The organism is Pseudomonas jinjuensis, from assembly GCF_900103845.1.
Taxonomy (GTDB): domain Bacteria; phylum Pseudomonadota; class Gammaproteobacteria; order Pseudomonadales; family Pseudomonadaceae; genus Pseudomonas; species Pseudomonas jinjuensis.
The window spans coordinates 96892-115175 of sequence record NZ_FNIJ01000007.1 but is presented as its reverse complement, the minus strand read 5'-3'; the positions used below and the strand labels follow the sequence as shown (position 1 = coordinate 115175).

General features: G+C 68.6%; 21 protein-coding genes, 1 tRNA gene and 1 pseudogene. 13 read left to right on the top strand and 10 right to left on the bottom strand.

Annotated elements, in window-relative coordinates:
• Nucleotides 1–326 precede the first annotated feature (326 nt).
• On the bottom strand, nucleotides 327–1604 hold the full coding sequence (locus tag BLR75_RS11790; RefSeq protein ID WP_084314156.1) for an acetyl-CoA C-acetyltransferase: 1278 nt from the start codon (nucleotides 1602–1604) through the stop codon (nucleotides 327–329).
• A gap of 132 nt (nucleotides 1605–1736) precedes the next feature.
• Between BLR75_RS11790 and BLR75_RS11785 the strand changes: the two genes are divergently transcribed.
• Entirely contained in the window at nucleotides 1737–3083 is a 1347-nt protein-coding gene (locus BLR75_RS11785; protein ID WP_084314157.1) for a 3-oxoacyl-ACP reductase, read from the top strand.
• 12 nt (nucleotides 3084–3095) lie between these two features.
• On the opposite strand, the pseudogene BLR75_RS11780 reads toward BLR75_RS11785, so the two are convergent.
• A pseudogene (locus BLR75_RS11780) lies at nucleotides 3096–3425 on the bottom strand (helix-turn-helix transcriptional regulator); the annotation flags it as partial.
• A 225-nt stretch (nucleotides 3426–3650) separates the two neighbouring features.
• Between BLR75_RS11780 and BLR75_RS11775 the strand changes: the two are divergent.
• The 9 genes from BLR75_RS11775 to BLR75_RS11735 all read left to right on the top strand — a co-directional run bounded on the left by BLR75_RS11775 (nucleotide 3651) and on the right by BLR75_RS11735 (nucleotide 8959).
• Nucleotides 3651–4508 carry a MaoC family dehydratase gene (locus tag BLR75_RS11775; RefSeq protein ID WP_084314159.1) on the top strand — a complete coding sequence of 286 codons (858 nt, stop codon included), beginning with the start codon at nucleotides 3651–3653 and terminating at the stop codon, nucleotides 4506–4508.
• A gap of 42 nt (nucleotides 4509–4550) precedes the next feature.
• A complete protein-coding gene (locus BLR75_RS11770; protein WP_084314160.1) occupies nucleotides 4551–4856 on the top strand; it encodes a nucleotide pyrophosphohydrolase in 306 nt (101 codons plus the stop codon).
• Nucleotides 4853–5605: a methyltransferase domain-containing protein gene (locus BLR75_RS11765; RefSeq protein ID WP_084314161.1), complete on the top strand. Its 753-nt coding sequence runs from the start codon at nucleotides 4853–4855 to the stop codon at nucleotides 5603–5605. Before BLR75_RS11770 ends, BLR75_RS11765 begins: the two co-directional genes overlap by 4 nt.
• Before the next feature lie 41 nt (nucleotides 5606–5646).
• Entirely contained in the window at nucleotides 5647–6243 is a 597-nt protein-coding gene (locus BLR75_RS11760; protein ID WP_084314162.1) for a DUF4136 domain-containing protein, read from the top strand.
• Nucleotides 6244–6365: 122 nt separating this feature from the next.
• Nucleotides 6366–6932 (top strand): DUF4136 domain-containing protein, encoded by a 567-nt coding sequence (locus tag BLR75_RS11755; RefSeq protein ID WP_084314163.1) that lies wholly within the window; start codon nucleotides 6366–6368, stop codon nucleotides 6930–6932.
• Nucleotides 6933–6945: 13 nt separating this feature from the next.
• Nucleotides 6946–7431, top strand: a complete 486-nt coding sequence (locus tag BLR75_RS11750) for a GNAT family N-acetyltransferase (RefSeq protein WP_084314164.1) — start codon at nucleotides 6946–6948, stop codon at nucleotides 7429–7431.
• Nucleotides 7428–7796 carry a DsrE family protein gene (locus tag BLR75_RS11745; RefSeq protein WP_084314165.1) on the top strand — a complete coding sequence of 123 codons (369 nt, stop codon included), beginning with the start codon at nucleotides 7428–7430 and terminating at the stop codon, nucleotides 7794–7796. The genes BLR75_RS11750 and BLR75_RS11745 overlap by 4 nt, the downstream gene beginning before the upstream one ends.
• Nucleotides 7793–8254, top strand: coding sequence for a glycine cleavage system protein H (locus tag BLR75_RS11740; protein WP_084314166.1), 462 nt, complete (start codon nucleotides 7793–7795; stop codon nucleotides 8252–8254). Before BLR75_RS11745 ends, BLR75_RS11740 begins: the two co-directional genes overlap by 4 nt.
• Nucleotides 8255–8281: 27 nt before the next feature.
• Entirely contained in the window at nucleotides 8282–8959 is a 678-nt protein-coding gene (locus BLR75_RS11735; RefSeq protein ID WP_084314167.1) for a M15 family metallopeptidase, read from the top strand.
• Nucleotides 8960–9149: 190 nt separating this feature from the next.
• Here the strand turns inward: BLR75_RS11735 and BLR75_RS11730 are convergent, their stop codons facing one another.
• The 3 genes from BLR75_RS11730 to BLR75_RS11720 form a co-directional block, all read right to left on the bottom strand.
• Nucleotides 9150–9494 carry a cupin domain-containing protein gene (locus BLR75_RS11730; RefSeq protein ID WP_084314168.1) on the bottom strand — a complete coding sequence of 115 codons (345 nt, stop codon included), beginning with the start codon at nucleotides 9492–9494 and terminating at the stop codon, nucleotides 9150–9152.
• Between the two features lie 38 nt (nucleotides 9495–9532).
• On the bottom strand, nucleotides 9533–10945 hold the full coding sequence (locus tag BLR75_RS11725; protein ID WP_084314169.1) for an NAD(P)/FAD-dependent oxidoreductase: 1413 nt from the start codon (nucleotides 10943–10945) through the stop codon (nucleotides 9533–9535).
• A gap of 95 nt (nucleotides 10946–11040) precedes the next feature.
• Nucleotides 11041–11778 (bottom strand): AraC family transcriptional regulator, encoded by a 738-nt coding sequence (locus tag BLR75_RS11720; protein WP_307638751.1) that lies wholly within the window; start codon nucleotides 11776–11778, stop codon nucleotides 11041–11043.
• Nucleotides 11779–12013: 235 nt separating this feature from the next.
• On the opposite strand from BLR75_RS11720, the gene BLR75_RS11715 reads away from it, so the two are divergent.
• Complete coding sequence (locus BLR75_RS11715) at nucleotides 12014–13108, top strand: polyamine ABC transporter substrate-binding protein (protein WP_084314171.1); 1095 nt, start codon at nucleotides 12014–12016, stop codon at nucleotides 13106–13108.
• 8 nt (nucleotides 13109–13116) lie between these two features.
• Here the strand turns inward: BLR75_RS11715 and BLR75_RS11710 are convergent, their stop codons facing one another.
• Nucleotides 13117–13749 (bottom strand): START domain-containing protein, encoded by a 633-nt coding sequence (locus tag BLR75_RS11710; RefSeq protein WP_084314270.1) that lies wholly within the window; start codon nucleotides 13747–13749, stop codon nucleotides 13117–13119.
• Between the two features lie 162 nt (nucleotides 13750–13911).
• Here BLR75_RS11710 and BLR75_RS11705 point away from each other — a divergent pair, with 162 nt between their 5' ends.
• The gene (locus BLR75_RS11705) at nucleotides 13912–14148 is read left to right on the top strand and encodes a type II toxin-antitoxin system ParD family antitoxin (RefSeq protein ID WP_084314172.1); all 237 of its coding nucleotides are present in this window, start codon (nucleotides 13912–13914) and stop codon (nucleotides 14146–14148) included.
• On the top strand, nucleotides 14145–14498 hold the full coding sequence (locus BLR75_RS11700; RefSeq protein WP_084314173.1) for a type II toxin-antitoxin system RelE/ParE family toxin: 354 nt from the start codon (nucleotides 14145–14147) through the stop codon (nucleotides 14496–14498). Before BLR75_RS11705 ends, BLR75_RS11700 begins: the two co-directional genes overlap by 4 nt.
• Here BLR75_RS11700 and BLR75_RS11695 read toward each other — a convergent pair.
• The 4 genes from BLR75_RS11695 to selA all read right to left on the bottom strand — a co-directional run bounded on the left by BLR75_RS11695 (nucleotide 14483) and on the right by selA (nucleotide 18273).
• Nucleotides 14483–14578: transfer RNA gene (locus BLR75_RS11695), tRNA-Sec, on the bottom strand. The two genes, BLR75_RS11700 and BLR75_RS11695, sit on opposite strands and share 16 nt — an antisense overlap.
• A 118-nt stretch (nucleotides 14579–14696) precedes the next feature.
• Nucleotides 14697–14939, bottom strand: a complete 243-nt coding sequence (locus tag BLR75_RS11690) for a hypothetical protein (RefSeq protein ID WP_084314174.1) — start codon at nucleotides 14937–14939, stop codon at nucleotides 14697–14699.
• Complete coding sequence (gene selB, locus BLR75_RS11685) at nucleotides 14936–16870, bottom strand: selenocysteine-specific translation elongation factor (RefSeq protein WP_084314175.1); 1935 nt, start codon at nucleotides 16868–16870, stop codon at nucleotides 14936–14938. Before selB ends, BLR75_RS11690 begins: the two co-directional genes overlap by 4 nt.
• Nucleotides 16867–18273: an L-seryl-tRNA(Sec) selenium transferase gene (gene selA, locus BLR75_RS11680; RefSeq protein WP_084314176.1), complete on the bottom strand. Its 1407-nt coding sequence runs from the start codon at nucleotides 18271–18273 to the stop codon at nucleotides 16867–16869. Before selA ends, selB begins: the two co-directional genes overlap by 4 nt.
• Nucleotides 18274–18284 lie beyond the last annotated feature (11 nt).

Sequence of the window (18284 nt, the reverse complement as noted above, 5' to 3'; positions counted from 1 at the left end):
TAGGAAGCCACACCCCCGCTCCCCTTGAGCCATGCCACCGCCTGGCCGATGCGCGGCGGGTAGCGGACGAACGGCAGCGCGCCCAGACAGCGCAGTGCGCTTTTCGTAGGAGCCAGCTTGCTGGCGATCATCCATCTCTGCCGGCTGCCCGGTGGTTGCCGGTAACTCCGGATTCGCCAGCAAGCTGGCTCCTACAGGTCAGGAATTCCGGGACATTCCGGCGCCCTATGGACGAAAAAAAGGCGGTACCGCGTGCACGGTACCGCCTGAAGTCACGGAGTTGCTTTACATCGCGAGGACGGCCAATGGCCGCCTCGGGTATTGGATTACCTTTCGAGGATCGCGGTCACACCCTGGCCGCCCGCCGCGCAGATGGAGATCAGCCCGCGCCCCTGTTCCGCCATGGACAGCAGCTTCGCCAGGTTGGCGACGATCCGCGCGCCGGTGGCGGCGAAGGGGTGGCCGGCCGCCAGCGAGCCGCCCTTGACGTTGAGCTTCGCCCGGTCGATGGCGCCCAGCGGCTGCTCCAGGCCGAGGCGCGTGCGGCAGTAGTCGGCGTCCTCCCAGGCCTTGAGGGTGCACAGCACCTGGGCGGCGAAGGCTTCGTGGATTTCGTAGTAGTCGAAGTCCTGCAGGCTCAGGCCGTTGCGCGCCAGCAGGCGCGGCACGGCGTAGACCGGCGCCATCAGCAGGCCCTCGGCGCCGCTGACGTAGTCCACCGCCGCCGCCTCGCCGTCGCGCAGCCAGGCGAGGATCGGCAGGTCGCGCGCCTTCGCCCATTCCTCGCTGGCCAGCAGCACCACCGCGGCGCCATCGGTGAGCGGCGTGGAGTTGCCGGCGGTCAGCGTGCCCCGCGCGCTGTGGTCGAACGCCGGCCTGAGCGCGGCGAGCTTGCCCAGGTCGATGTCCGGGCGCAGGTTCTGGTCGCGGTTGAGGCCGCGGAACGGCGTCATCAGGTCGTTCTGCCAGCCCTCGGCGTAGGCGGCGGCCAGCTTGAGGTGGCTTTCGTAGGCGAGGCGGTCCTGCTCGTCGCGGGGAATCTTCCACTCCTGCGCCATCAGCTCGCAGTGCTCGCCCATCGACTTGCCGGTGCGCGGCTCGCCGTTGCGCGGGATGTGCGGTTTCAGATGCCACGGACGCATCTGCAGCAACGCCCGCAGCTTGTCGCCGGTGGTCTTCGCCCGGTTGGCCGCCAGCAGGATCCTGCGCAGCCCCTCGTCGACGCCGATCGGCGCGTCGGAGGTGGTATCCACGCCGCCGGCGATGCCGCAGTCGATCTGCCCGAGGGCGATCTTGTTGGCCACCAGGATCGCCGCTTCCAGCCCGGTGCCACAGGCCTGCTGCACGTCGTAGGCCGGCGTCTGCGGCGACAGGCGCGAGCCGAGCACGCATTCGCGGGTCAGGTTGAAGTCGCGGGAGTGCTTGAGCACCGCGCCGGCGACCACCTCGCCGAGGCGCTCGCCGTGCAGCCGGTAGCGCTCCACCAGGCCGTCCAGCGCGGAGGTCAGCATCTCCTGGTTGCTCGCCGTGGCGTAGACGGTGTTGGAGCGGGCGAAGGGAATACGGTTGCCGCCGACGATGGCGACCCGGCGCGGCTCGGTCATGCAGGACTCCTTGGATGGCGCGGGTGGGGGCACAGGCTAACCTTAGCCCGTTCGCGCGGCGCGGGCGTGGATCGATCCGAACCGCCGGCGCCGTCCCATGGTCAGCTGTTCCAGTACCCACGAGGTTGCTTCATGACCGATCGCTACATGACATTCGCCAACTCCCGCGTCGGCCGCCGCCTGGTCGGCGCCGTCGGCCTGCCCGCCCCGGTGCGCCTGGAGCGCTGGCGTTCCGGCCGCAACCGTCCGCTGGAGGGCGCGCTGCTGGTCGGCGGACGCGGCGGGCTGCTCGATACGGCGCTGTCCATCGCCCCGCGCCTGACCGACAGCCTGTTCACCCCCGCCGAAGGCCAGCCCGGCCTGGCGCCGTGGACCGGCCAGAAGCTCAAGGCGCTGCTGTTCGATGCCAGCGGGCTGAGCCGTTTCGAGGACCTCGCCGAACTGCGCGCTTTCTTCCAGCCGGCGCTGAAGAGCCTGGAAACCTGCCCGCACCTGGTGATCCTCGGCCGCCCGCCGGAAGCCCTCGACGACCCGCTGGCGGCCAGCGTGCAGCGCAGCCTGGAAGGCTTCATGCGCTCGCTGGGCAAGGAAGTCCGCCACGGCGGCACCGTGCAGCTGATCCGCGTCGGCGCCGGTGCCGAGGACCAGCTGGAAGGCGCGCTGCGCTTCTTCCTCTCGCCGAAGAGCGCCTACATCTCCGGGCAGGTCATGCAGCTGTCGCCCTGCGCCGCGCAGGTCACCGACTGGAGCCGGCCGCTGGCCGGCAGGCATGCGGTGGTCACCGGCGCCGCCCGCGGCATCGGCGCGGCCATCGCGGAAACCCTGGCGCGCGACGGCGCCATGGTCACCCTGCTCGACGTGCCGCAGGCACAGGACGAACTCGACGCCCTCGCCGCGCGCCTGGGCGGACGTGGCGTGGCGCTGGACATCGGTGCGGCGGATGCTGGCGAGAAGCTGGTGGAGGCGCTGCCGGAAGGCGTCGACATCCTCGTGCACAACGCCGGCATCACCCGCGACAAGACCCTGGCGAAGATGAGCGAGGAATTCTGGGACTCGGTGATCGCCGTCAACCTGCAGGCCCCGCAGGTACTGACCCAGGCGCTGCTCGACGCCGGCCGGCTGCACGACGACGGACGTGTGGTGCTGATGGCCTCGGTCAGCGGCATCGCCGGCAACTTCGGCCAGACCAACTACGCCACCAGCAAGGCCGGGCTGATCGGCCTGGCCGAGGCCTGGGCGCCAGCGCTGGCCGGACGCGGCATCAGCATCAACGCCATCGCACCGGGCTTCATCGAGACGCGGATGACCGCCGCCATGCCGCTGACCTACCGCGAGGCCGGCCGGCGGATGAATGCCATGGGCCAGGGCGGCCTGCCGCAGGACGTCGCCGAGGCAGTCGCCTGGCTGGCGCAGCCGGGGTCCGGGGCGGTGACGGGACAGGTGTTGCGGGTGTGTGGGTTGAGTGTGTTGGGGGCTTGAGGGAACAGGCAATCACGAGGCCACAGGAATCCTCCCGCGCCTCCTGAACTCCACCGGCGTCTCCCCCGCCCAGCGCTTGAACGCCCGGTAGAAGGTGCTCGGCTCGGAAAAACCGGTGCGCTCGACTATCACCTGGATGCGCTCGTCGGTCTCCAGCAGGAGTTGCATGGCCAGTTGCGAGCGGTAGTCGGTGAGCAGGTCGTTGAAGCCGACCCCGGCCTTGGCCAGGGCGTCGCGCAGGCGCCGCACGGTCATGCCGAGGCGGTCGGCGACACGTTCGAGGGTGGCGCCGCCGTTGACCAGCAGTTCGCCGATCAGCTCGCGCACCTGGCAGACCAGGTCGGTGTTGCGGCCGGGTGGATCGATGCAGCTCCCCAGCGCATCGACCGTCAGGCGCACAGGCGCCCCAGTGTCAGTCAATTCATACATGGCGTTTTTTCTTGTTATCCATGAGCCGGCCATCTTAGGGCAGCTTCCGACAACCACTCAAGATAGTACGCAAGTGCTGGTAGGAAAGTTCACCGTACTGACATACCCTCCGGCCAAGCCCGCGCAAGGAGAAGTCCGATGTCCACCGAATGGATCGACCTGCCCACTCCGCCCGCCCTGCCCGGCCTGTTCGCCAAAGCAGCCGTGCGCCGCGGCATGCGTGGCCGCCAGTTGCCCGGCCACGGCCTGCGCAGCCAGGTTAGGGTGGACCCGCAGCATCTGGAGCGCTACCGGCAGGTCTGCGGTTTCGCCGACGACCACCTGCTGCCGCCGACCTACCCGCACATCCTCGCCTTCCCCCTGCAGATGGCGCTGCTCACCGAGGAACGCTTCCCCTTCCCGCTGCTCGGCCTGGTGCACCTGGAAAACCGCATCCGCGTGGTCCGGCCGCTCGGCGGGCTCGCCAGCGCCGAGGTCAGCGTGCGCGTGGACGACCTGCAGCCGCACGCCAAGGGGGTTACCTTCAGCATCCTCACCCAGTTGCACGACCCGCTCGGCCTGCTCTGGGAAGGCGACAGCCGCGTGCTGTTCCGCGGCCTGCAGATCGAGGGCGCGGCGCCAAGTCGCGAGGAAGAGGACGCCCTGCCGCTGGCCCTGCTCGACCGCTGGGACGCGCCGGAAGACATCGGCCGCCGCTACGCGCGGGTGTCCGGCGACTACAACCCGATCCACCTGTCCGCCGCCAGCGCGAAACTGTTCGGCTTCCCGCAGGCCATCGCCCACGGCCTGTGGAACAAGGCGCGCAGCCTGGCGGCGCTGCAGCCGCAGTTGCCCAGGGCCGGCTACCAGGTCGAGGCGCGCTTCCGGAAACCGGTGCTGCTGCCCACCAGCCTGACCCTGCTGGCCAGCGCCCCCGGGCCTGACGGGCAGTTCAGCCTGGTCGGCAAGGAGGATCTGCCGCACATGGCCGGCAGCTGGCGAACCCTTGATGCCTGAGCCGCGAAGGCCGAAGCTAGGGGCCGAATCAGGAGTCCCACGATGAACCTCAGCGAACTCACCGCGCGCCTGCACGCGATCCGCGACCACAACGACTGGAAGCGCTTCCACAGCCCGAAGAACCTGGCGATGGCCGCCAGCGTGGAAATGGCCGAACTGGTGGAAATCTTCCAGTGGCTGGGCGAGGACGAATCCCGCCGCCTGCCGCCCGACCAACTGGAGCACGCCGGCCAGGAGGTCGGCGACATCGTCCTCTACCTGCTGCTGCTCTGCGCGGAACTGGGCATCGACATGGAACAGGTGGTGCGCGCCAAGCTGGCCGACAGCGAACGGCGGTTCCGCCCATGAGCGACCGCCATTTCGACGAACTGGCGACGCGCTTCGCCGAGAAGATCTACGGCGGCGCCAAAGGCGCGATCCGCCTCGCCGTGCTCCAGGCCGACCTCGCCGAGGCGCTGCCGGAGCGGCCGCTGCGGGTGCTCGACGTCGGCGCCGGGCTCGGCCACATGTCGCTGTGGCTGGCCGGGCGCGGCCATCAGGTGACCCTCGCCGAACCCGCCGAACCCATGCTCGCAGGCGCCCGCCGGCAGTTCGCCGAGGCCGGCCAGCAGGCGACCTTCATCCAGGCGCCGTGGCAGGAACTGCTTGGCCAGCTCGACCAGCCCTACGACCTGGTGGTCTGCCACGCGGTGCTGGAATGGCTGGCCGAACCCCAGGCGATCCTCCCGGTGCTGCGCCAGCTCACCCGCCGCGACGGCCTGCTGTCGCTGGCCTTCTACAACCGCGACGCGCTGATCTACCGCAACCTGCTCAAGGGCCACTTCCGCAAGCTGCGCAAGCATCGCTTCGCCGGCGAGGGACAGAGCCTCACCCCGCAGCGGCCGCTCGACCCGCGCGAGCTGGAAGCGGCCATGACCGGCGCCTGGCGCATCGAGGCGCGCAGCGGCGTGCGGGTGTTCCACGACTACATGCCGGTGGAATTCCAGAGCAGGGCCGAGCCGCTGGACCTGCTGGAGATGGAGGTGGAATACCGCCGCCATCCGGCCTTCGCCAATCTCGGCCGCTACCTGCACTGGCTGTGCCGGCCAGTGGATTAGGCGCAGAATCGGAAGAAGTCTTCCGTCCGCGAGAGTGCGCCATGCCTCGCCTGATCCTCCTGCCGCTGCTTGCCGCCCTGGCCGCCTGCCAGGCCGGCAATCCCTACACCGCCACCGCCCTGCCCTATCCGCCGGCGCCACCGTCGGCAGCCAATCCCGGGCTCGACCCCGGCAGCTATCCCGCCGCGCCGCTGGACTACGGCCGCTATCGCTCGTGGAACTGGAGCGGCGCCACGGAGGCGGCCGGCGCCTACGGCACGCCGCTGCAGGACGCGGTGAGCCAGCAGCTCGACCGCGTCGGCCTGCGCCCGGCGCGCCCCGGCAACGCGCCGGACCTGCGCGTCGACGCACGCCTGAGCAGCGAGATGCGCACCCGCCAGGTCACCGACTACTACGGCGCGTCCTACGGCTACTACGGCTGGCACGATCCCTGGTACGGCTACGGCGCGGCCTTCCCGGTCACCCGTACCTACGTCGTGCAGGTCGGCGTGCTGCGCATCGAGATGATCGATGCCCGCAATGGCCAGCGCGTCTGGAGCGGCAGCGCGGAATTCGACGCCGGCGGCAGCCAGAAGGAGCAGTCCGACGGCCTGCACGAAGCAGCCCGCCAGGCGCTCGCCGGCTATCCGCCGTACTGAAATCCGCTGTCCACAATTCCGGACAGGAATCTGCGCGCCAGGGCCCCTGCGTTGATACGAATCACTTGCGTTCGGCCAGGGTCTGCGTTTCGATGGAACTCTCTATCTTGAGGACCGCGATCATGATCCGCCGCTTGTTACTGCTAGGCCTGGTACTCAGCCTCGCAGCCTGCGAAACCATCAGCGTGAACCGGGACTACGACAAGAGCCGCGACTTCGCCGCCTACCGCACCTGGACCTGGGCGCAACCGCCCTTCGAATACAAGCCCGACGATCCGCGGATCAAGAGCGACATCACCGAACAGCGCATCCGCGACGCCGTCGCCAGCCAGCTCGACCAGCGCGGCCTGCGCCCGGCGGCGTCCGGCTCCGCCGCCGACCTGAAGGCGCGTGCCTACCTGATCGTCGACCAGCGCCAGGACCAGTACACCAGCAGCTACGGCGGCTGGTACGGCTGGGGTGGCGGTTGCTGCGGCGGCTACTGGGGCGCGCCCTACGTCGAGTCGCGCACCGTCTACTACAACGTCGCCACCATCCAGATCGACCTGCTCGACGGCAAGGACGGCAAGCTGGTCTGGCGCGGCAGCGGCGCGAAGACGGTGTACAAGACCAGCCCGAATCCGGCCGAGCGCGAAGCGGAAATCCGCGAAGCCGTGCAGAAGGTGCTCGCCCAGTACCCGCCACACTGATGAAGGAACGCCTGTGGAAAAACCCGCACTGACGCATCGACCCGCCACGGCCGGCGACCTCGACGAGGTGGTCGGCTTTCCCCAGGACCGCGACGAACTCTTCTACGCCTACCCCAAGGCGAGCTGGCCGCTGACCGTCGGCCAGCTCGCCGCCGCCCTGGCCGAACGCCGGGAAAGCACCGTCGCCCTGCTCGACGGACGCATCGCTGGCTTCGCCAACTTCTACCAGTGGAATCCCGGCGAAAGCTGCGCCCTCGGCAACATGCTGGTCGCGCCCTGGGCGCGCGGGCATGGCGTGGCGCAGTACCTGGTCGGCGTGATGGAAGGGCTGGCCCGCGAGCGCTACCGCGCGCGGGCGATGAAGATCTCCTGCTTCAACGCCAACGCCGCCGGCCTGTTGCTCTACACTCGGCTGGGATACCGGCCGTTCGGCATCGTCGAGCGCAGCGACCCGCAAGGCCATCGGGTCGCCCTGGTGCAACTGGAGAAACCCCTTTGAGTGAGCCGCAGCGCGTACTGATCGTGGTCAACAGCGGACCGAGCACCCCGGCCCGCTGCGCCGCGCCCTTCTACACCGCCACCCTGCTGGCCTGCATGGACGCCGAGGTGACCATCTTCCTCAGCGGCGAAGGCATCCGCCTGGCCCGCCAGGACGTGGTCGACAACCTCTACGCGGCCGAGGGCGGCGAGCCGATCAGCCACTTCATCCAGCAGGCCAAGGAAGCCGGCGTGCGCCTGCTGATGTGCCGCGCGCCGGGCGTGCCGATCGACGAAGAGGCGCTGATCGAGGAGCTCGACGAGATCGCCAGCGGCGGCGAGCTGGCGCGGATGATCCTCGAATACGACCGGGTGCTGACGCTGTGAAGCTCGGCCGCCTGGAGTTCCCCGAGGAGCTGCTCTACGCCCCGGCGTACAACCTCTGGCTGCGCAGGGAGGGCGACGGCAGCCTGACCCTCGGCCTGACGTCCTACGGCTGCGCGCTGTACGGGCAGATCTTCGCCTTCACCCCGAAGCGCGACGGCTGGCACATCGACAAGGACCGCGGCTTCGGCGTGGTGGAATTCGCCAAGGCCGCCTCCTCCGCCCGCAGCCCGCTGGCCGGCACCGTGCTGGTGAGCAACGACGCGGTGGTGCGCCGCCCCGGCCTGATCAACCAGGACTGCTACGGCGAAGGCTGGATGATCCGCCTGAAGCCGGACGACTGGCCCGCCGCCCGCGGCGAACTGCTCCAGGGCCAGGCCGCGCTGGACGCCTTCGCCGAACGCATGCGCCTGGACGCCTTCGACCCCGACGACGACGGCGTCCAGGCCCTCAGAACCTGAACCCAACCCTGCCGGAGGAATCGCGCGATGAACCGCCGCCTCTTCCTGCTGTTCCTGCTCGCCCTGCTCGGCGCCTGCGCCACTCCGCGCGACACGCCGCTGCAACCCGGCTTCGTCTACCTCGACCAGGTGCTGACCTCGGCGATCTACGATGTGCGCTACTACAACGGCGACAACTTCGTCGGCCGCCGCATCGACGGCTACGAGGAGGAGCGGGTGATCCTCAGCCGCCCCGCCGCCACCGCCCTCGCCGCCGCCGAATTCGACCTGCGCCGGCAGGGGCTGCGCTTCAAGATCTTCGACGGCTATCGCCCGCAGCGGGCGGTGAACGACTTCCAGCGCTGGGCGGCCGATCCCGGCGACACGCAGATGAAGAGCCGTTTCTACCCGGACGTGGACAAACGCGACCTGTTCCGCCTCGGCTACATCGCCCAGAAGTCCGGCCACTCCCGCGGCAGCACGGTGGATCTCACCCTGGTCGACGGCAGCGGCAGGGAACTGGACATGGGCAGTCCGTTCGACTTCTTCGGCCCCATCTCCCACCACGACACTTCGCTGATCACCCCGGCCCAGGCGCAGAACCGCGAAACCCTGCGCAACCTGATGACCCGCCACGGCTTCGAGCCCTACGCGGAAGAGTGGTGGCACTACACCCTGCGCAACGAGCCGTTCCCGGACAGCTATTTCGATTTTCCGGTGGAGTGATGTTGGCGGCGGATGGGCGGTCGTGGTGGATCGGGCCGCTCTTCGTAGGAGCGAGCTTGCTCGCGATCCGGTGTTTCCCCTGATGACGGGGTGCCGGTCGAAACCATGGATCGCGAGCAAGCTCGCTCCTACGAAAAGCATGCGTTTCCGTAGGGTGGATGAGGCTTCTTTCATCCACCACCTGCCCTATTCAGCGCTGGATGATCACATAGGTCTTGCGCACCGTTTCCTGGATATCCCACACCCCCAGGCTGTTCTCCGGCAGCAGGAAGGCATCGCCGGCGGCGAAGGCGATGGGCTCGCCGCCGTCCGGGGTGAAGGTGCCGCGGCCAGCGATGAAGTGGCAGAACTCCTGCTCGACGATCTGCCGGCGGAAGCGGCCGGGCGAGCATTCCCAGATGCCGGTTTCGACCTGGTCCGGCCGCTCCACGGCCTCCACGCGCGTCATCGGCACCGGCTCGCCGACCGGGACGGCAACCGCAGCGGCTTCGCCAAGCGCGGCGTTGGTGGTGTTCTTCAGGTGGGTGATGTTCATTCGGGACTCCAGGGTGGGTTGGTTTCTTCTCGTGGCGCTCAGCCGACCATCAGGCCTTCCATGGTCGCCGCCAGTTTCTCCGCGAGGCGGCGGCGCCACGGCGGGCTGGCGGGATTAGCCAGCACGTCGTCCTCATGCACGAAGCTGCGGATGATCGCGTTGTAGCCGAGCCAGCGGCACGGCTCCGGCTCCCAGCGGCGCAGGCTGGCTTCCAGTGGGCGGTCGTGGATGACCCAGGGCTGGCGGGTGAGCAGGCTTTCGCGGCCGAGGATCAGGTCGGCCAGGGTGCGGCCGGCGAGGTTGGTCGCGCCAACGCCCTCGCCGCCATAGCCGCCGGACAGGGCGATGCCGTTGCGCCGGTCGACCAGCATATGTGGATGGAAGCGCCGCGACATGCCGAGGTTGCCGCCCCAGGTGTGGGTGATGCGTGCGTCCTTGAGTTGCGGGAACAGCTCGCCGAACAGATAGCGGCGCAACTCCACTTCATCATCGGTCAGGCTGAAGTCGGTGCGCAGCTTGCCGCCGAATCGGTAGCCGCCGCGGGCGCCGAAGGCCAGGCGGTTGTCCAGGGTGCGCTGGCCGTAGGTGACCTGGCGGCTGTTCTCGCTGAAGGCCTGGCCGCGTTCCAGGCCGATCTCGGCCCAGACCGACTCCGGCAGCGGCTCGGTGGCGACCAGCAGGCTCTGCACCGGCAACTGGTAGTTGCCCAGCGGCGGCAGGCTGGCGGCATAGCCTTCCACCGCCGGCACCACCCATTGCGCGCGCAGTTCGCCCCTTTCGGTGCGCAGCAGGCCGGGCTGCCAGTGGCTGACGCGGCTTTTCTCGAAGACTTGTACGCCCAGGCGTTCGACGGCAGAGGCCAGGGCGCGGGCCAGCCGGGCCGGCTGGATGGTCGCGCAATGCGGCGTGTACAGCGCACCGAGCGCGCCCTCGATGCGCAGCTGGCCGCTCAGCTCGGCCGGCGTCAGCCAGCGGTAGTCGGCCTCGCCCAGGCCCTCGGCACGCAGTTCCGCGAGGTATTCGCGCAGCCGCCGCGCCTGTTCCGGATAGCGCGCGGCGCAGTACAGCACGCCGCCCTTGCGGTAGTCGCAGTCGATGGATTCGCGCTGCAGCACCTGCGCGACCTCGTCCGGAATGTCGTGCAGCAGGCCGTAGGACTCGATGCGCCGCTCGCGGGGCAGCCCGGCGAGCAGGCGGTCTTCACCCAGCAGGTTGCCCATCAGCCAGCCGCCGTTGCGCCCCGAGGCGCCGAAGCCGGCGGTTTCCGCCTCGACGATGGCGATGTTCAGCTGCGGCGCCTGGGTCTTCAGGTAGTAGGCCGTCCACAGCCCGGTATAACCGGCGCCGACGATCGCCACGTCGACCTCCAGCGCGCCTTCCAGGGACGGGCGCGGGACCAGGTCGTCGTCCAGTTGATTCATCCACAAGCTGATATGACGCCATGCCGACATGGGCGACTCCGGAAACGGGTGGTAGGAATGACGGCAAGGCTAGAAGGGCACGGACCTTCTGTCGTGCGCGCGGGTACGCGGAGAAAAACGCCGGCTCAGCCTTTCAGCTGGCGCATGTACTCGCGCGGCGACTTGCCGGTGTGCTGGCGGAAGCAGCGGTAGAAGGCCGAGAGCGAATTGAAGCCGGCGGCAAAGGCCATCTCGTCGATGCGTTCGGGCAGCGGCGGGCGCAACTGCTCCAGCAGGTGGCGCAGGCGCGTCTGGTTCACGTACTGGTAGAAGCTCAGTCCCATCACCTGGTTGAGCAGGTAGGAAATCTGGTTGCGCGTGTAGCCGGTGGCGCTGGCCACCTGCGACAGGTCGAGGTCGGGCGCGAGATAGGGCTGCGCCTTGCGGAAATAGTCTTCAAGGTCGTTCGCCAGCTGACTGAGTTGCCGGGCGGAAAGCCCCAATCGGCTGGTCGCCGAGCGGGTATCGCTGACCTGCTGGCGCTGCCCGCTGCCTTCGCGGACCAGCGAGGCGTACTCGTTGATCCGCCAGATCAGCCCGTCGCGCACAGTGATCGCTTCGCTGGAATGGAACACCGCGAGGCTGCCGCCGAAGGTGATCGCCGTGCGGTACTGGATGAAGGCGGTGTCGCCGTCCACGCGGACGCGGTCGATATGGTCGAGGAATTCGTCCTGCCGGCTGGGCATGGTCGCCTTCACGTAGTCGCGCAGGTCGGCCAGGCCCATCCGCAGGTTCTGGAAATAGTCGTTGTACTCCACCTCGGGATGGTAGAGCGCGAGCGCCGCCTCGAGGTCGCGGCGCTTCCAGCTGTGGTGGTAGCGCAGCACGACTTCGCGGGTGCTTTCGGTGAGGTGGCTGTCCGCCGCGGGGGATTCGTTTGGCTGCATGGCTGCCGATGATGCCGCAGCGGCTGGCGGCGGAACAGGGGAGGCCGGTTCTTCTCTGCGGACCCGCAGACAACCGGCGCCCCTCCCCATCCTCCGCCGATCAGGTTAATTCTTGCGCAACGCGGCCACCGGTCGCCCGCTTCGAATGTGCGTCACGCCAGGAACCAGAACAATGAAAAGCACCGCCCCGCTGCTCCGCACCCTCGCCATCGCGATCTCCCTTTCCGCCGGCGCCGCCCAGGCCGAAACGGTGAAGATCTACAACTGGTCCGAATACATCGCCCCGGAAACCCTGCCGAACTTCAGCAAGGAGACCGGCATCCAGACCAGCTACGACGTCTACGACAGCAACGAGACGCTGGACGGCAAGCTGATGACCGGCAAGTCCGGCTACGACATCGTGGTGCCGTCCAACCACTTCATGGCCAAGCAGATCCAGGCCGGCGCGCTGAAGAAGCTGGACAAGAGCCAGCTGCCGAACTGGAAGAACCTCAACCCGGTGCTGATGAAGGCGCTGGAGGTCAACGATCCCGGCAACGAACACGGCTTCCCCTATCTGTGGGGCACCACCGGCATCGGCTACAACCCGGCGAAAGTGAAGGCCGCGCTGGGCGACGACGCGCCACTGGATTCCTGGGATGTGTTCTTCAAGCCGGAGTACATGGAGAAACTCAGCAAGTGCGGCGTCGCCGTACTGGACAACGGCCCCGAGCTGCTGCCGATCACCCTCAACTACCTGGGGCTGCCGCACCACAGCAAGAACTCGGCGGACTACAGGAAGGCCGAAGAGGCGCTGGCGAAGGTCCGCCCGTACATCCGCTACTTCCATTCCTCGAAGTACATCAGCGATCTGGCCAATGGCGAAATCTGCATGGCGGTCGGCTTCTCCGGCGACGTGCTGCAGGCCGCCGCCCGCGCGAAGGAAGCGAACAACGGCGTGGAAATCCGCTACTCGACACCGAAGGAAGGCTCGCCACTGTGGTTCGACATGGTCGCCATGCCGGCCGACGCACCCGACGAGAAGGCCGGCTACGCCTTCATGAACTACCTGCTGCGCCCGGACGTGATGGCCGGCATCAGCAACTCGGTGCACTACGCCAACGGCAACCTGGCGGCCGACCCGCTGGTGGACGCAGCGATCAAGGCCGACCCGGCGATCTACCCGCCGGAGGACAAGATGGCCAGGCTGTTCGCCCTCGAAGCCATGCCGCTGAAGATCGACCGCGTGCGCACGCGCACCTGGAACACCATCAAGACCGGCAAGTAGGTCCGCCGCTACTGGCTGGGCGCCCGCACACCCTGGCGCTCGGCCACCGCGCGCAGGGTGCGCAGCGTTTCCAGCGGCGCATCCACCACGAAGCTGTTGGACAGCCAGGACGGCACGCTGCCGCCGGGCTCGCCGCGCATCTCGTAGCTCACCTCGGTCAGGTTCTGTCCCTTCGGCACCAGCTTCCAGTGCCCGGCCAGCTCTGGCACGCGAATAACTCCCTGCACTGGCGGGAGGTAGTCCGGGACACCATTCAAGTCCCGCACCATTCCGCCATCGTCGGTACGCCAGGTGTTGACGTGGATGACCAGATCGCGCGGCACCACCGGCCACGGCAGGTCGAGCGTCATGTAGACCCAGGTGTCGTCGCCGTCGTTCTTCAGCAGGCGCAGCTGCTTGCAGGCATACAGCCACTTGCAGGCGACCCGCAGGTTCTCCTGCAGGTCGCCGATGGTCTGCACGCTGGCCTTGATCCGCACCACGCCACGAAAGCTCTGGTACTTCGAGCCGGGCACGTCCTTCAGGTAGATCCTGATGCCGTTCTCCTCTTTCGCCAGTTGCCAACCATCATCGGCAACCACCACCCCGCAAGCCCCCAGGGCGGCAAGGAACAGAAAGGCGATACGCAATTTGCCGTTGATACTGCACCCCCTGCGGTGGCTGCTGCGGGATGTATGGCGCGGACCGGTCAATGATCTAGCGTAGCGAGGTTTGCGGATATGTGGGGGCCGCCGTGCCCTTCCGCCAACGCCGGCGGTGCTAGTATGTTTTGGCAAATTTTGTCATTCGGAAGAGATTTGCCGATGAGCACCATGAACATCTCCCTGCCGGACGCGCTCAAGGACTTCGTCGACGAACAGGTCACCCAGCGCGGCTACGGCACCAGCAGCGAATACGTGCGCGAACTGATCCGCAGGGACCAGGACCGCCAGCGCCTGCGCAACCTGCTGCTCGCCGGCGCGGAATCGGCGCCGACCGCCCCTGCCGATGGCGCCTACTTCGAATCGTTGCGCAACCGGGTCCGGAAACCCCGGGGATGAAAGCCAGGCCGGTCATCCCGCGAGAGCTCGCCAACCAGGATATCGAAGACGCCGTCACCTACTACCTGAACGAAGCTTCCGAGCAAACAGCCCCCGGCTTCATCGACACCCTGGAAAAAGCCTTCGCCCACATCGACCGCCATCCCCACAGCGGCTCATCCCGCGACGCCCACGAACTCGACCTCCCCGGCCTGCAGTGCCGGGCGCTCAAGCGCTATCCCCATCTGGTGTTCTACATCGAACGCGACGACCACATCGACGTGTGGCGGGTGCTGCATGGGATGAGGGATATCCCTGCGTGGATGCAGGGTGGCGAGGATACGGCTGGGGAAAATGGCGGAAGGCAGTGAGAGTCGAACTCACCCAGGAACGGCTGCCGTCCCCCACCGGGTTTGAAGCCCGGCCACGCCACCGGGCGTGATTGCCTTCCATATTGATTTACAAGGCTTTTTCCCCGACTTCCGTTGTCGTTTCCGGTGAAGTGTCGAAGTGTCGTCGATAACCTACAGGACAGTACGTGTTGCCACCGCCCTGGCGCAAGGCTCTCTTCACTCAGCCTCGGGCGGGTGACCATATTCCGCCGAAGCGCAGCCCAGCGCCTGCTCACGGCGAAAAGCGAAAGCGGCTTCAACTTCCTCATTTGAGCGACCACGCCCCGCCTTCATCGAAGCACGGCCCGCCTCGATCTTGCGCTCCAGATATTCGTCGTAATCCTGGGCATTGCTTTGCTGACAGGTGAGTTCCCGCGTCGGCTCGGGTCCTCGTTGTTTTGTGCGGTGTCTGAAGTTCATGTGAATCCACTCCGTTGTTGCTGGATCAGCGGCTGGGCCAGCGCTGAATCTTCCCTGATCCGATGCTCATTGCCGATGCGGCGGGTGAAGCCGATGCGGTCGAAGTATTCGAGTAGCTGGATGCTGCGTTTGCGGCCGATGCCGATGCGGTCGCGGAAGGTGGCGGCCTGGATGATTCCGGTGTCGCCGCGCAATTGCAGGGCGTGGCTGGCGAGCTGGCGGAGGGTGGCCTCGGGGTAGAACAGGTCCCTGACCACCTGGTGCAGCAGGCCGAGGCGGGCCAGTTTGCGCAGCAGCAGGCGCACGGCGGCTTCGTCGGTGGTGGTTTCGCGGGCGAGGTCGCGGACCCAGGGTGGGTCGAAGCCGCCTTGTTCCAGCAGCGGCCAGAGGCGTTCCTTCAGGCGTTCGTCTTCCGCGCCGAGCTGGACCTGGTGATCCGGCAGGTGCAGCCAGGGGCCGCTGCTGTGGATGGCACCGCTGGCGAGCTGGCGTTCCAGCAGGGCGATGAATACCGGGCGTTCCAGTTGCGGCAGGGCGTAGCGGCGCAGGCGGTCGCGGTCGGGGCCGAGTTCGTCGGGCTGGTCTTCGTGGAAGCGTTGCAGCGCATGCAGCAGCTGGCTTTCCAGCTCTATCAGACGCGCCGAGGAAAACAGCCGCTGGCCCTGGCGGGTGGCGATCTGCTCGACGCCGTCTGGCAATTTCCAGCTTTCCCGCGGGCGGTTGAACTGGCGCGCCAGCAGCGCCGGGTCGAGGCCGTTGTCGGCGTGGTCCAGCAGGACCGGCAGGGCTTCTTCCAGACCGGCCCCGCGTAGCGCGTCGAGCTGTGCCAGGCGTTCCGGGCTGCGGCGGTTGCGGGCCGGGGCGAAGGGGTCGAGGACGCGGCCGCCGCCGAGGGTGCGCTGGGCGGACTGGTCGCGCAGGACCAGGCGGTCGCCGTGCACGGCATGGGCCGGGGCGTTCAGCACCAGCTGGGCCAGGCCGCGCTGGCCGGGGGCGAGTTGTTCGTCTTCGAGCAGGGCGACGCGGCCGGTGACGTCCTGGGCGGCGAGGTGCAGGTGGACCGGCGTCCAGTGCGCCAGGGCGCGGGGTTCGCCGGGGAGCAGGCGCAGGTCGATGTCGATGCGGGTGGTCGGCGCGTGCAGCTCCGGCGCCAGCAGCCAGTCGCCGCGATGGATGTCGTCCACGCCCAGGCGTTCGCCGGCGATGTTCAGCGCCACCCGCTGGCCGGCGTGGGCGCTTTCGGCGGCGCGGTTCTGCGCGTGCAGGCCGCGTACCCGCACGCGGCGGTCGGCGCTGCCGAGCAGCAGTTCGTCGCCGATCCGCACACGGCCGGAGAATGCCGTGCCGGTGACCACCACGCCGCTGCCGCTGACGCTGAAGGCGCGGTCGATGGGCAGGCGGAAACCGCCCTCGCCGGCCTTTTCCCGTGTCTCCCGCGCGGCTTCGGACAGGGCGGCGCGCAAGGCTTCGATGCCTTCGCCGCTGATGCTGGAAACCGGATGGATCGGCGCTCCCGCCAGTGGCCCCGGCGCCAGCAGCGCCTCGACTTCCGCCCGCACTTCGGCGAGTCGCTGCGGCGTCACCCGGTCGATCTTGCTCAGCGCCACCAGCGCGCGGGGGATGCCGAGCAGTTCGACGATGGCCAGGTGCTCGCGGGTCTGCGGCATCACGCCGTCGTCGGCGGCCACCACCAGCAGCACCAGGTCGATGCCGCAGGCGCCGGCCAGCATGTTGTGGACGAAGCGCTCGTGGCCGGGAACGTCGATGAAACCGGTCAGCGCGCCGTCGCCGAGGTCGGCGTAGACGTAGCCGAGGTCGATGGTGATGCCGCGTTCGCGCTCGGCCGGGCGGCGGTCGCCTTCCACTCCGGTGAGGGCGCGCAGCAGGGCGGTCTTGCCGTGGTCGATATGGCCGGCGGTTCCGACGATCAAGCCTCGCCCTCCGCCAGCAGCGGCAGTTGCGCGACGAACGCCGGCTCGTCGTCGAGCTGGCGCAGGTCGAGCCACAGGGCGTCGTCGTCGAGGCGGCCGATGATCGGGATCGGCAGGCAGCGCAGGCGCTCTTCCAGCGCCAGCAGGGCGCGTCCGCGCAGGCGCTTGGGTAGTTGCGGGCGCAGGCACAGGGCGGCGCTGGGCAGGCGGGCGATGGGCTGGGCGCCGCTGCCGATCATGCCGAGGGCGTCTTCCACGCCCACGTTCCATTCCCCGCCGAGCAGGCCGGCGAGCGGCGGCGCGAGGCGTTCGGCCTGGGCGCGGATGTCCGCCTGCGGGCGGCTGAGCAGGCGCAGGGTGGTGAGGCGGTCGGCGAGGCGGTCCGGATCGCGGTAGAGGTTGAGCACCGCTTCCAGCGCCGCCAGTGTCAGCTTGTCGACGCGCAGGGCGCGCTTGAGGGGGTTCTTCTTGATCTTCCCGATCAGTTCCCGGCTGCCGAGGATCAGCCCGGCCTGCGGGCCGCCGAGCAGCTTGTCGCCGCTGAAGGTGACGATGTCGGCGCCGTCGCGCAGCGCTTCCTGCACCGTGGGTTCCCTGGGCAGGCCCCAGCGGGTCAGGTCGACCAGGGTGCCGCTGCCGAGGTCTTCCAGCAGCGGCAGGCCGTGGGCATGGGCGATGGCGGCCAGGTCGGCGGTGGGCACGCTGGCGGTGAAGCCCTGCACGCTGTAGTTGCTGGTGTGCACACGCATCAGCAGGCCGCTGCGCGGGCCGATGGCGTTTTCGTAGTCGCGGGCGTGGGTGCGGTTGGTGGTGCCGACCTCGACCAGCTTCACGCCGGCGCGGGCCATGATGTCGGGGATGCGGAAGGCGCCGCCGATCTCGATCAGCTCGCCGCGGGAGATGATGCCTTCCTTGCGCGCGCCCAGGCTGTTCAGCGCCAGCAGCACGGCGGCGGCGTTGTTGTTGACCACGGTGACCGCCTCGGCGCCGGTCAGCTCGCGGATCAGGCCGGTGATGAGGTCGTCGCGGTCGCCGCGCTTGCCGCTGGCGAGGTCGAATTCCAGGTTGAGCGGGTAGCGCGCAGCCAGGGTGATCGCCTCGATCGCCTCGTCCGGCAGCAGGGCGCGGCCGAGGTTGGTATGCAGCACGGTGCCGGTGAGGTTGAACACCCGCCGCACCTTGCTCGTGTGCCAGGCGGCGAGGCGTTCGCCGGCGCGGCCGGCGAGCACGGCCTCGCTGAGTTCGACGGCGGCGAGCTGGCCATGGCGGACCGGTTCGCGCAGTTCGTCGAGCAGGTCGCGCAGGGTTTGCAGGAGGGCCTCGCGGCCGTAGCGCTGTTGCAGGGGCTGGCACGCGGGGCTGCGCAGCAGGCGGTCGATGGACGGGAGGCGAACCGAGGTCATGGGGGAGCCTT